The sequence below is a fragment of the Tenacibaculum piscium genome (assembly GCF_021390715.1).
GTDB lineage: Bacteria > Bacteroidota > Bacteroidia > Flavobacteriales > Flavobacteriaceae > Polaribacter > Polaribacter piscius.
Genome location: NZ_JAJGWT010000001.1, coordinates 301,869 through 313,922, shown reverse-complemented (window position 1 = coordinate 313,922; position 12,054 = coordinate 301,869). Strand labels below are relative to the sequence as shown.

The following is a 12,054-nucleotide window of genomic DNA, read 5'->3' as shown; positions in this document are numbered from 1 at the left end:
TAGAATAGTTCTTGTTTATTCGGTAAATATTTACGGAATATTTAAGAAGTATTTGGTAGCTATGTTTTGGTTTTTTTAGAAACCTAATTTTGCTTTTACGGCACTATAAATATCATTTCCTTTATCATATACGATTAATCCTTTACCAGGAGCAGCGTCATATACGTAAATAATTCCTTTAGCAGCGGCAACATCTTTAATCGCTTGTTCTGCTTTCTTTAAGATAGGAAGTGTTTTTTCTTGATATTTTTTTTGCATTTCTTGCCCAGCAGATTGTTCAGCTTTGCTAATACGTTGTCTATCTTGATTTACTTCAATAGCTCTTTGCTGATTTACTTCTTGTGTTTGGCTTTTCCCTTCTGCTTCGTATTTTTTAATTTTAGCTTCAAGTCTTTTGTACATTGCCTCAATATCGTCACGGTAGGTCTTGTTTAATTTCTCTAGCTCAGCTTTCATAGATTTTGTTGCTGGCATTTCAGATAATAATTTATCAGTATTTATATGTGCTGTTTTTTGTGCGTTTGCGATACTACCGAATCCAATTGTAAAAATTGCAACTAATAATAAGGTTTTAAAATGTTTCATCTTTTTAATTTAATTTTGATTTATTGTTTTTTATTCTTGATTTATTTAACTTTTGATATTGTGCCTAATTTTAATAGTTTGTTGCTTATTCTTTTTTCTTAGCGTCTTCTATTTTTTTTCTTAGGGCTTCTTTTTTATCTTTTAGAAGTTGTCTTTTTTGATTTCGTTCTAATAGTTTTGCTTTTCTTTTTTCTTCGATTAGTTTAATTTTAGCTAATCGATCGTTTTGTTTTTTTGTTTTTAAAAGCTCTTTTTTCTTTAATTTTTCTTTTTGATGATCGCTTAAACTTTCTTTATTTAGAAGTTCTTTTTTCTGTGCGATTTTATCATTTTTTTGTTGTTTTTTCTGATCGATATTAATCATTTTTACAACAAGGTCGCTAATATCGTGTTTTTTGTTGGAATACAACATTACTAAATCGCCTGATTTATCAAAAACAAAATCATATTTTTTTCGAGAAGCAATAGCTTGTATGGCGTTATAAACTTGATCTTGAATCGGTTTTATTAATTGTTTTCTCAAGTTATACATATCTCCTCTAGGACCAAAATATAAGGTTTCTAATCGTCGTATGGCTTCTTCTTTGATAACAATATCTTCTTCTCGTTCTACAATTAAGTCTTTTGTTAAAATAACTTTTTCGTTTGCTAAGTCGGTTTTTAAAACTTGAATAGCGTTATTTTGTTCGGTTATTTTTGTTTTCCATTTTTCAACTTTTGCATCCAAGGCATTTTGAGCTTGTAAATATGCGGGAATATTCTCCAGAATATACTGCATATCAATATAGGCTAAACGTTGACTTTTTTGAGCAACAGTAATGCTTGTAATAAGTAAAAGAACGATAGATACAATGTTTTTTTTCATCTTGCTATAATGTTTTTAGAAAAAACCATGCCAAAAAGCCAGTTACATTACAAATGTACTCTTTTTTTAGAATTGTCTTCCAATAATAAAATGCGTTTGCCATCCTGATTTTTGAGTTTGACCAGGTAAAGGGTCAAATCCGTGTGCAAAATCAATTCCTAACAAACCAAAAGCTGGCATAAATATACGAACTCCTAGTCCTGCAGAACGCTTCAATTTAAACGGGTTAAATTCGTTAAAATTGTTATATGAATTTCCTGCTTCTAAAAACCCTAAGGTATAAATTGATGCCGATGGTTTATCGGTTATAGAATAGCGTACTTCCATTTGAAATTTGTTATAAATAGCGCCTCCATCAGTTGATGAAATTCTGTTATTTTCGTATCCTCTTAATCCGATAGTTTCTCGACCATCTAATTGTCCTTGAGCAATTCCATCACCACCAACAAAGTATCTTTCTACAGGAGTTAATCCTAAGTCATCATTATAAGAGCCTAAATATCCTATTTCAAAATTAGACATTAATACTAATTTATTATTTTGAGATAATGAGGTATACCATTTTCCTTTTGCTGAAATTTTATAATATTCTAGCCATTTATATTTGTCGGCTAAATAGGCTTCTCTTTCCTGATTTGTAGGATATGGTGTTTCTGTATAATCTTTTCCGTTTACTAATGAGTATGGAAAAGTTGCTTTTGCTTTAATGGTAAATTCAGAACCATAACTAGGATAAATCAAACTAGGACCTGTAGAATTACGGCTAAAAGCTACGGTATAGGCTAAGTTGTTTAAATCACCTTGACTAATAACATCATTAGAAGATCCAACACGATATCCATAATTTTTCAAATGTATTTTTTGATAACTAATATTTTGTGATAAAGAGAAATAATCATCAGGCCAATTTAAACGTTTTCCAAGTCCGATAGAAGCTCCAATAATGCTTAAACTTTGATCTTTATCTACTGAATTAGAATTGTAGTCATATCGATATTGATTCGATAAATACACCGAAAAAGATAATGATTGTGGTTTTTTACCGCCAAGCCAAGGTTCTGTAAATGAAAAACTATAGGTATTATAGGTTCTACTAGCTTGTAAACGCAGCGCTAATTTTTGACCATCTCCCATTGGCAATGGTTTATAGGCGTCTTTATTAAAGATGTTTCGTAATGAAAAGTTATTAAACGACAGTCCTAAAGTACCGATAAATGATCCACCACCATAACCACCTTGTAGTTCGATTTGACTTCCTCCTTTTTCTACTACAGCGAAATCAATATTGGCTGTTTTATTTTGATAATCTGGTTTTACATCTGGAGTTACGTTGGCGTCAAAAAAACCTAATTGACCGATTTCACGAATAGAACGAATAATATTTTCACGGCTAAATAAATCGCCTGGTTTCACTCTTAATTCTCTATAAATAACGTGGTCATTTGTTTTTTCATTTCCAGTTACGGTTACTTTTTGAATGGTTGCTTGTTCGTCTTCACGGATGCGAACCTCTACGGTAATCGAATCATTTTTAACGCTTGTTTCCACGGCATTTATTTGAGAAAATAAGTATCCGTTGTTATGATATAGTGTTTGAATATCTTGTGAATTAGGCGTTCCATCACCAGAGATACGTTCTTTTAACACTTTTCCGTTATACACATCACCTTTATCGATTCTTAAAAAGTTACGTAAAAAATCATCGGAATAGTTTTTATTTCCGATAAATTTAATGTCTTGAAAACGGTACTGACGACCTTCTTCTAATTTGATTGAAAGATTAATGGTATTGTCATCATTCCAGGTTACGTTGTCGGATAAAATACGAGCATCACGATATCCTTTTTCGCTATATTTTTCAAGAATATTTTCTAAATCTTTTTTATAATCATCTAAAATATATTTTGATGATTTCCAAAAACGTCCAAAAGCTTTACGTTTGGTATTTTTCATAGCGCTTCTTAACGCGTTTCCTGTGAGTGCGTTATTTCCGTTAAAGCTGATTTTTTTAATTTTAACACGTTTTCCTTTATCAACAAAAATAGCCATGCTAACGCTGTTAACATCTGTGGTGTCTTTTTTGGTTGATAAAGAAACTTTTGTTTTTAAAAATCCTTTATCGGTATATTTTTTTTGGATATAATTTCGTGTGGTTACGATTAGATTTTCGGTAACCATCATTCCTTTTTTAAGTTCCGTTTCTTTTCGAATATCTTTGATTTCACCTTTTCGAACTCCTGTGATGTTAATATTGGTTACTTGAGGCAATTCTGTTACATCAAATAAAAGATATACTGTTTCGCCGTCTTTTTTAGAAAGATAGACATCAACTTGGCTAAATTGTTTGCTTTCGTACAATTTTTTGATAGCACTTGTAAGTTTATCGCCAGGTAATTTTACAGATTGTCCATCGACCAATCCTGTATATACACGAATGGTTTGTTCGCTAAATTTTTGCAGTCCCGTAACGGTTATTCCGCCAAGAATGTAGGAAGTTCCTTTTTTATAAGGAATAGCGTTTTGTGTATTATTTTCTTTATCTACGATTTTTTGTGCTTGTATATTCGCCGATAAAAAGGCGATTAAAAATACGGCTACATAAGAATATTTATTCATTGATTTCAATCTGTTCGCTTGTTTTTCCAAATCTTCTTTCTCTATTTTGATAATCTATTACGGCATCAAAAAGATGTTCTCTTCTAAAGTCAGGCCATAATATATCGGTAAAATATAGTTCGGCATAGGCTATTTGCCAAAGTAAAAAATTACTGATTCGTTGTTCACCACTTGTGCGTATTAATAAATCAACGTTGGGCAAATTAAATGTATATAAATGGTTATTTATAATTTTTTCGTCTATTTTTTCAATATCTAATTGGTTATTAACAACTTTTTTAGATATATTTTTGATAGCATTAACAATTTCTTCTCTAGCTCCGTAGCTTAATGCGAATGTCAGTGTTATTTTGGTATTATTTTTGGTTTCTTCGATAACGGTTGCTAAAATTTTTTGTGCATTTTTGGGCAAGTTATCAATATTTCCGATGGCATTTACACGTACATTTTTGCGTTGAAAATCGGGTAATTCTTTTTTCAAAGTACTCACTAATAGGCTCATTAAAGCATCGACTTCTAATTTGGGTCTGCTCCAATTTTCGGTAGAAAAAGCATAAAGTGTTACAAATTTAACACCTATTTCAGAGGCAGTATCTGCGGTTTCTCTGATGGCAGTTAAGGCATTTCGGTGTCCAAAAATACGTTGCATTCCTTTTCCTTTCGCCCATCGCCCATTTCCGTCCATAATAACGGCGATATGATTCGGTACTTTTTGCAAATCAATGCGGTGTCGTTTTTCTCCCATATTTATTCTGCTAATCCTTTATAACAAGGTGGTCTTCCAAAGCTATAAACTATAGAAATACCTGTAAACATATAGGTGTCGTTTCCGTTTCCACCAAAGTTTAAACTTTTTATTTTATCTGTTGAGTAATCAATATCATCGACAAATGCAAAGCGAACTCCTGCTTCAAAGGCAATTGCGAAATTTCTAGTTAAACGACCTTTCACGCCAATTCCTACTGGTAGGGCGAATGAAGATTTATTTTTTAAACTAATTTCTTCTGATGAGATTCTTTCTTTAGGGCTTGCGTAATTAAAAACGGCAATTTCGGCGAGTATATATGGCGAAAATCGTGTTTTATAATTGCTGATATTGTAATCGAAAAAATTAAATTCGATACCTAGCGCCAATTCGTGCAAGTTATTTGAGAATTTAAAGCCTCTATTTTTTCGAAATGAATTGCTTGATTTTTCATCTTTTCCTTCAATAGGAAGATAGGTGTACGTTCCCCTCAAGGCAATTCGTGGATTTAAATTGTATTTATAAATGAATCCCGCCCCGACTTTATTTGGGTTGATATAGGTTGTATTTCCAATATCGCCCACATAATTTGTACCCCCAACGAGAATACCTACTTCGTGAGTTTGTGATTGTAATGTAATTGCTATCAAAGCAAATAATATGAGTAAAAATCTTTTTTTCATTATAAAAATGGCTCGCAAATATAGTTAAATGAATTTGCTTTAAAAAGTTAATAATATGCTTTTGATTAACTTTTTTTTAAAGCATTTATTGTAAACAAGCCTTATTTATTCTGAATTATAAGGAATCATTGCGAGTATCTTCGCCCCATAAAAGTTTTCCTCGAAGTGTTTTTAAATGCGATTGTCCTGTTAATAAAATACTTTTAATGGTAAAATCGGCTTTTTGTATGCTAATTTTAGTGCCTTCACAAACGGTTGTAATTCGGGAATCTAAGGAAATTAAATAATCTTTTTCACGAGAACTTACTTCTAATTCGATAAACGTATCATCAGGAATTACCATGGGTCTGGCGTTTAAATTATGCGGTGCAATGGGCGTAATTACAAAGCTTTTCGAATTTGGTAACATTACGGGTCCGTTGCAACTTAATGAATAGCCTGTCGAGCCTGTTGGTGTTGAGATAATTAAACCATCTGCCCAATAATTGGTTAGATATTCGTTGTTTAAGTAGGTTTTTACGCCAATCATCGACGTGGTATTTCTTCGTGCAATGGTGATTTCATTTAAGGCAAAATCTAATTCTATAAATTCTGATGCCTGCGGACTTGTTGTTATTTGTAATAATGACCGTTCTTGAATGGTATATTCTTTGGCCAATAATAAGGTGACCGCTTCTTGAATTTGGTCTTTTTGAACGGTTGCTAAGAAGCCTAATCTTCCTGTATTAATTCCTAAAATCGGGATGTCTAAATCTCGAACATAGGTTACGGCTCTTAAAATTGTTCCATCGCCACCAATTGAAAATAGCAAATCGAAAGTATTCGATAAATCGTTAAAATGTGCGTACGTTGGATATTTTTTTGATAAAGAATTATTCTCTAGTAGTAAGTTATAAAAATCTTTTTCAAAAAATACCACAATATTATTTTTCTCTAATATCGATAGCAAAATTTTAATTTCTTTTTCTGCTGAAATGGTATAAGATTGACCGTAAATAGCTACTTTTTTCAAATGGAATTCGGTTTTATTAAAAATATAAACGTTAGAAAATAAAAAATTACATATCTAAATATTTTCTTAAATAAGAGGCTCTATCTTTTAATTCTTCGAGATAAAAATCATCTTGATGTTGGGTTATAATTTGATAATCATAGCGTCTAAAAGTCTGGATAATTTCATTAATATCTTCTGTGATTACTTTTAAGGTAACTTGTACGGTATCGTGTGTATTATCTTGTGAAGAAATATAAAGTCCGAGTAATTTTCCACCGCTAGCCTCTACAATTTGAGCAATTTGACTCATTGAATAATCACTTTTGTTTTTGCTGACAATTAAAGTTTCGCTTTCATTATGTAAGAAAGGACTGTCGGCAAAGGCATCTAAAATATCGCTTAATTCGTAGTATCCGATATAGGTCATTTCTTGATTTAACACGGGAATTACATTGCAATCATTATCGGCAAAAAGGACGATTAAATCGAGTAACGTATCTTTTTCTCTTGCATGAAATTGGGCTAATAAATATGAATATTCACGAAGCTCTTGATTTTTATCTTGAATTGTTTGAATGTCGCTTTCGGGAAAACAGCCAAGTAACCGTCCGTTTTCAACAATCGGAATATGTGTTATTGGTAATTTTGCACAAACTTTTTGCGCCTTTTTCACGGTGCTTTTTAAAGTAAGTGCTTTAATTTCGTCTAGTATAAAGTCGTTGATATTCATCACTACGAATATAGTTTAAAAAGTTTTAATGATTTATCTTTGTAACTTAATTTTATGAGATGACAAAGTTAAGTGTAAATATTAATAAAATTGCAACATTGCGTAATTCTAGAGGAGGAGATACGCCAAATTTATTGCAAGTAGCCACTGATATTGAAAGTTTTGGAGCACAAGGAATTACGATTCATCCAAGACCTGATGAGCGTCATATTCGCTATCAAGATGCGTATGATTTAAAAGCTATCGTTACCACGGAATATAATATTGAAGGAAATCCTATTGATAAATTTATGAAAATGGTATTGGAAATAAAGCCAACGCAAGTAACTTTAGTGCCTGATGCTATTGATAATTTAACGTCAAATGCGGGTTGGGATACGGTTTCAAATCAATCGTATTTGCAGGAAGTGATTACGGAATTTAAAAACAATGGCATAAGAACCTCTATTTTTATTGATACTGATGCCAAATTGATTGAGGCAGCCGCAAAAACAGGTGCCGATAGAATTGAATTATATACCGAAGAATTTGCAACGCAATATGCTTTGGGAAATAAAAAAGCGATACAACCGTATACCGATGCTGCAATTTTAGCGCATAAATTGGGCTTAGGAATTAATGCAGGACACGATTTAAGTTTGGAAAATATCAAATTTTTCAAAGAAAACATTCCGAACTTAGCGGAAGTTTCTATTGGTCATGCGCTTATTTCGGAATCTTTATATTTAGGATTGGAAAATGTGGTGAATATGTATCTTGATAAATTAAAATAATATGCAAATTCTACATTCTAAAATACTAGGAGCGGGGAAGCCGTTGTTGATTTTACACGGATATTTTGGTATGGGCGATAATTGGAAAAGTCACGCCAATAAATTTGCCGAAGATGGTTTTGAAGTTCATTTAATTGACCAGCGAAATCATGGTCGTAGTTTTCATTCTGATGCTTTTGATTATGAATTAATGGTCGAAGATTTACAGCATTATATTGCTCATTATCATTTAGAAAATATTGTTTTATTAGGGCATTCGATGGGTGGAAAAACAGCCATGTTATTTGCTACTCAATATCCTGATTTGGTACATAAATTAATTGTTGCTGATATTTCACCAAAAATGTATCCGCCACATCATCACGATATTTTAGAGGCTTTAAATTCTATTGATTTTACGGTACAAAATTCTCGAAATTTGATTGATGAGAAATTAAAAATATTAATTCCTGAACTTGGCATTCGACAATTTTTATTGAAAAACGTTTATCGAAAAACAAAAGAAGAATTTGCTTTTCGTTTTAATTTAACGTCATTAACTGAAAATAATAATGAAGTCGGCGAAGCATTGCCTTCATTTACTGTTTTTGAAGGCGATACGTTATTTTTAAAAGGCGAAAATTCTGGCTATATTTCCCAAAATGAAACGTCACTTATTGAAGCACATTTTCCAAAAGCAATTATTAAAACAATTGCAAATGCTGGACATTGGTTACATGCCGAAAATCCAACCGATTTTTATCAAGAAGCTATTGATTTTATAAGAGTTTAAATTTTATTCCAAAAATTGTTGGAACGTTAAAATAGTAAGGCAAGGGGTTTTAACCTTTTGCCGTTATTTTTTTAATCTCATTTCTAAATAAGGAGTTGCAAAACCTACTTTTTCATAAAGATATTTTGCAGGATTCTCCGGAGCTACATGTAATGCGATATCCCCTTTTGTATGTTTAATTACTTCCTTCATTAATTTTTCACCCAAACCTTTACCTCTAAAATTTTTATTGATAGCAATATAAACTAAAATATTTTCAGGAATATAACTTCCCATTCCTGTTTGATTTATAACGGCAATTCCTTTAATAATGGTATCGATTTTTAGAATCATTACAAAACCACCAAATGATTTGAAATTTTTTAAAGAATAATCAATCGCTTTTTCGATGTCTTTTTTTGAATCGCCATATTGCTCAAGATTATCGTATAGAAAATCGACTATTGCTGATTTTTCAAAGCTACTAGGTTTGTTTTCTGGGCTTAAAATGATTGTTTCTAACATATAAAAAAGCTTAATTAAATCTGAAATTTAGGCGTATATTACTATATTTTATACAATTCAAGATGATTTCTGACTGTTTTAACAGTTTTTAATCAGGAAAAAACTAAAAACCTGCCAAAATTACAGTATTTTTAAAATTGGTATAATTATCGCCCTAAAACTAACATCTAAAAAAGAATCACTTAAAAAAGAATCAGTAATCACTTAAAAATCACTCAAAATGAATATATTTTTAAAAATTTTATTAACCGCCTTAGCCGTTTTTTTATTAGCCGAATTTTTACCAGGCGTATCGGTAACCGATTATTACACCGCGATAATTGTAGGATTAGTAATTTCATTATTAAATATGTTTGTACGTCCGTTACTGGTATTTTTTACCTTGCCAGCAACCATTGTAACGCTCGGATTATTTCTGTTTGTAATTAACGCAATTGTTATTTTATTAGCAGATAATTTAGTTACAGGATTTGCCGTAAACGGATTTTTTACCGCACTTTTATTTAGTGTGCTATTATCAATATTTCGTTCTGCCTTATTTTCGGTGTTAAAAGAAGATTAAAAAGAAACCTAAAAATAACTGAAAACGAAACATTTAAACCCTTTGTGAAAAAGGTAAAAATAACCTAATTTTGCACCCGATTTTAAAGAAATATATTTAAAGATGAACATAACAAAACAAGACATAGACGCGTTAAACGCTGTTGTAAAAATAGATATCGTTGCTGAAGATTATCAAGCAAACGTAACAAGACAATTAGAAGAAAAACGTAAAAAAACAGACATTCCTGGATTCAGAAAAGGGCAAGTGCCAATGGGAATGATTAAAAAACAACACGAAAAAGCAATCGTGATTGAGGAGGTAAACAAAGTGTTACAAAACTCATTAAATAACTATTTAGCACAACAAAAATTAGACCTTTTAGGAAATCCGTTGCCTAAAATGAAGGACGAATTAAATTGGGATGCTGAAGAATTTTCTTTCGAATTTGAAATAGGATTAGCACCTAAATTTGAGGTAGATTTAGCTCCTGCTAAAAAAGTCGTTCAATATAATATTATTGCTACCGATGAATTATTAGATAAAGAAGTAGAAAATATTCAAGCTCGTTTTGGAAATCAATTACCAGTAGAAACTGCTGATGATGATGCTAACATCACAGGAACTTTTGTAAATGAAGAAAAAGAAATCAACAAAAAAGCAACTATTTCTGTAAAAGAAATTTCAGGTGAAGAAAACTTGAAAAAATTTGTAGGCGCTAAAGTTGGTGATGTTTTATCTTTAGAAACAAAAGGATTATTTGCTGATGAACATAAATTACAAGAAGCTTTAGGCGTACCTCATGAAGCTGTTCATGGTTTAGCTGTACCTGTATCTTTTACCATTGATGCCGTTACAAAAACAGAACCAGCTCCTTTAGAAAAAGAATTATTCGATAAATTATTTGCTGATGGAAGTGTAACTTCAGTAGATGAATTAAAAGGTAAAATTAAAGAAGATGCTGAAAAACAATTCGAACAACAAGCAGATCAGCAATTGTTAAACGCAATTACTGAAAACTTAGTCGAAAATACAACGTTTGATTTACCAAAAGAATTTTTACAAAAATGGTTACAAACTGCTGGTCAAAAACAATTAACAATTGAAGAAGCAGCCGCAGAATATGAAAAATCAGAAAAAGGATTACGTTACCAATTAATCGAAGGAAAGATTATGAGAGATAACGATATCAAATTAGAATATGCCGAATTAGTTGATTACGCAAAAGGATTTATCCGTTCGCAAATGGCACAATTTGGAAACATGAATCCTGAAGAAAAAGAATTAAACGATATCGCTGCGAGAGTTCTTCAAAATCAAGAAGAAGCTCAAAAGTTACAAGCTCAGTTAATTAGTCATAAATTATTAGCTTTCTATAAAGAAAAAATAACGTTCGATAGCAAAGAACTTTCTTATGAAGATTTCGTAAAAGAAGTATATAAATAACAGTTTTTTAATTGTTATCAACAAAAAACCTGAATGTAAATTCGGGTTTTTTTAGCCACAAAAACGACTAAAATACTAGTCAAATACTAAAAAAATAGTTCTTATATTTACAACATTATAACCCAAAAAACATTTTCAAAATGGATTACGGAAAAGAATTCGAAAAATACGCAACAAAAGAGCACGGAATAAATAGTACATATTTAGGGAAAATAACCAGTAGTTTAACGCCATATATTATGGAAGAACGTCAAATGAATATTACCCAAATGGATGTTTTTTCTCGTTTAATGATGGACAGAATTATCTTTTTAGGTACGGGTGTTAACGACCAAGTTGCCAATGTAATTCAGGCTCAATTATTATTCTTAGAAAGCGTAGATGCCAATAAAGATATTTCAATTTATATTAATTCTCCAGGTGGAGGCGTGTACGCAGGTTTAGGAATTTACGATACCATGCAATTTATCAAGCCAGATGTCGCTACAATTTGTACAGGAATGGCAGCCTCGATGGGAGCTGTATTAATGTGTGCAGGTGCAAAAGGAAAACGTTCTGCATTGCCACACTCTCGTATTATGATTCATCAACCAATGGGAGGCGCACAAGGACAAGCTTCTGATATGGAAATTACCGTAAAAGAAATCGGGAAATTAAAAACAGAATTATACGATATTATTGCCAATCATTCAGGGCAAACTTTTGAAAAAGTACAACAAGATTCTGATAGAGATTATTGGATGAAAGCAGACGAAGCAAAAGCATACGGAATGGTAGATGAAATTTTAATAAGAAAATAA

At 31.5% G+C, this 12,054-nt stretch carries 13 protein-coding genes; 5 read left to right on the top strand and 8 right to left on the bottom strand.

Annotation, left to right across the window (positions count from 1 at the left end):
* Positions 1-75 precede the first annotated feature (75 nt).
* The 7 genes from L0U77_RS01410 to L0U77_RS01380 all read right to left on the bottom strand — a co-directional run bounded on the left by L0U77_RS01410 (position 76) and on the right by L0U77_RS01380 (position 7,218).
* Positions 76-585: an OmpH/Skp family outer membrane protein gene (locus L0U77_RS01410; protein ID WP_101918058.1), complete on the bottom strand. Its 510-nt coding sequence runs from the start codon at positions 583-585 to the stop codon at positions 76-78.
* Between the two features lie 85 nt (positions 586-670).
* Positions 671-1,450, bottom strand: coding sequence for an OmpH/Skp family outer membrane protein (locus L0U77_RS01405; RefSeq protein WP_101918057.1), 780 nt, complete (start codon positions 1,448-1,450; stop codon positions 671-673).
* 66 nt (positions 1,451-1,516) lie between these two features.
* Entirely contained in the window at positions 1,517-4,066 is a 2,550-nt protein-coding gene (gene bamA / locus L0U77_RS01400; RefSeq protein WP_233899676.1) for an outer membrane protein assembly factor BamA, read from the bottom strand.
* Entirely contained in the window at positions 4,059-4,811 is a 753-nt protein-coding gene (locus tag L0U77_RS01395) for an isoprenyl transferase (protein WP_101918055.1), read from the bottom strand. Before L0U77_RS01395 ends, bamA begins: the two co-directional genes overlap by 8 nt.
* A 2-nt stretch (positions 4,812-4,813) precedes the next feature.
* Positions 4,814-5,494, bottom strand: a complete 681-nt coding sequence (gene porG / locus L0U77_RS01390) for a type IX secretion system protein PorG (RefSeq protein ID WP_101918054.1) — start codon at positions 5,492-5,494, stop codon at positions 4,814-4,816.
* 115 nt (positions 5,495-5,609) lie between these two features.
* On the bottom strand, positions 5,610-6,506 hold the full coding sequence (locus tag L0U77_RS01385) for an NAD kinase (RefSeq protein WP_101918053.1): 897 nt from the start codon (positions 6,504-6,506) through the stop codon (positions 5,610-5,612).
* Between the two features lie 46 nt (positions 6,507-6,552).
* Positions 6,553-7,218: a CBS domain-containing protein gene (locus L0U77_RS01380; protein WP_233883802.1), complete on the bottom strand. Its 666-nt coding sequence runs from the start codon at positions 7,216-7,218 to the stop codon at positions 6,553-6,555.
* 59 nt (positions 7,219-7,277) lie between these two features.
* Between L0U77_RS01380 and L0U77_RS01375 the strand changes: the two genes are divergently transcribed.
* A complete protein-coding gene (locus tag L0U77_RS01375) occupies positions 7,278-7,991 on the top strand; it encodes a pyridoxine 5'-phosphate synthase (RefSeq protein WP_101918051.1) in 714 nt (237 codons plus the stop codon).
* 1 nt (position 7,992) lies between these two features.
* A complete protein-coding gene (locus L0U77_RS01370; protein WP_233896876.1) occupies positions 7,993-8,763 on the top strand; it encodes an alpha/beta fold hydrolase in 771 nt (256 codons plus the stop codon).
* A gap of 63 nt (positions 8,764-8,826) precedes the next feature.
* Here L0U77_RS01370 and L0U77_RS01365 read toward each other — a convergent pair whose 3' ends face one another.
* Entirely contained in the window at positions 8,827-9,267 is a 441-nt protein-coding gene (locus L0U77_RS01365) for a GNAT family N-acetyltransferase (RefSeq protein WP_101918049.1), read from the bottom strand.
* A gap of 220 nt (positions 9,268-9,487) precedes the next feature.
* Between L0U77_RS01365 and L0U77_RS01360 the strand changes: the two genes are divergently transcribed.
* The 3 genes from L0U77_RS01360 (at position 9,488) to clpP (ending at position 12,054) form a co-directional block, all read left to right on the top strand.
* Positions 9,488-9,829, top strand: a complete 342-nt coding sequence (locus L0U77_RS01360) for a phage holin family protein (RefSeq protein WP_101918048.1) — start codon at positions 9,488-9,490, stop codon at positions 9,827-9,829.
* A gap of 102 nt (positions 9,830-9,931) precedes the next feature.
* Positions 9,932-11,254, top strand: coding sequence for a trigger factor (locus L0U77_RS01355; protein ID WP_101918047.1), 1,323 nt, complete (start codon positions 9,932-9,934; stop codon positions 11,252-11,254).
* A gap of 140 nt (positions 11,255-11,394) precedes the next feature.
* Positions 11,395-12,054: an ATP-dependent Clp endopeptidase proteolytic subunit ClpP gene (clpP, locus tag L0U77_RS01350; protein WP_233883808.1), complete on the top strand. Its 660-nt coding sequence runs from the start codon at positions 11,395-11,397 to the stop codon at positions 12,052-12,054.

What these genes read in the sequence shown, in the direction of transcription:
- clpP (WP_233883808.1), top strand. Translation starts at nt 11,395, where the DNA reads ATGGATTACGGAAAAGAATTCGAAAAATACGCAACAAAAGAGCACGGA.
- L0U77_RS01405 (WP_101918057.1), bottom strand. Translation starts at nt 1,450, where the DNA reads ATGAAAAAAAACATTGTATCTATCGTTCTTTTACTTATTACAAGCATT.
- porG (WP_101918054.1), bottom strand. Translation starts at nt 5,494, where the DNA reads ATGAAAAAAAGATTTTTACTCATATTATTTGCTTTGATAGCAATTACA.
- L0U77_RS01375 (WP_101918051.1), top strand. Translation starts at nt 7,278, where the DNA reads ATGACAAAGTTAAGTGTAAATATTAATAAAATTGCAACATTGCGTAAT.
- L0U77_RS01365 (WP_101918049.1), bottom strand. Translation starts at nt 9,267, where the DNA reads ATGTTAGAAACAATCATTTTAAGCCCAGAAAACAAACCTAGTAGCTTT.
- L0U77_RS01355 (WP_101918047.1), top strand. Translation starts at nt 9,932, where the DNA reads ATGAACATAACAAAACAAGACATAGACGCGTTAAACGCTGTTGTAAAA.
- L0U77_RS01395 (WP_101918055.1), bottom strand. Translation starts at nt 4,811, where the DNA reads ATGGGAGAAAAACGACACCGCATTGATTTGCAAAAAGTACCGAATCAT.
- L0U77_RS01360 (WP_101918048.1), top strand. Translation starts at nt 9,488, where the DNA reads ATGAATATATTTTTAAAAATTTTATTAACCGCCTTAGCCGTTTTTTTA.
- L0U77_RS01370 (WP_233896876.1), top strand. Translation starts at nt 7,993, where the DNA reads ATGCAAATTCTACATTCTAAAATACTAGGAGCGGGGAAGCCGTTGTTG.
- L0U77_RS01410 (WP_101918058.1), bottom strand. Translation starts at nt 585, where the DNA reads ATGAAACATTTTAAAACCTTATTATTAGTTGCAATTTTTACAATTGGA.
- bamA (WP_233899676.1), bottom strand. Translation starts at nt 4,066, where the DNA reads ATGAATAAATATTCTTATGTAGCCGTATTTTTAATCGCCTTTTTATCG.
- L0U77_RS01380 (WP_233883802.1), bottom strand. Translation starts at nt 7,218, where the DNA reads ATGAATATCAACGACTTTATACTAGACGAAATTAAAGCACTTACTTTA.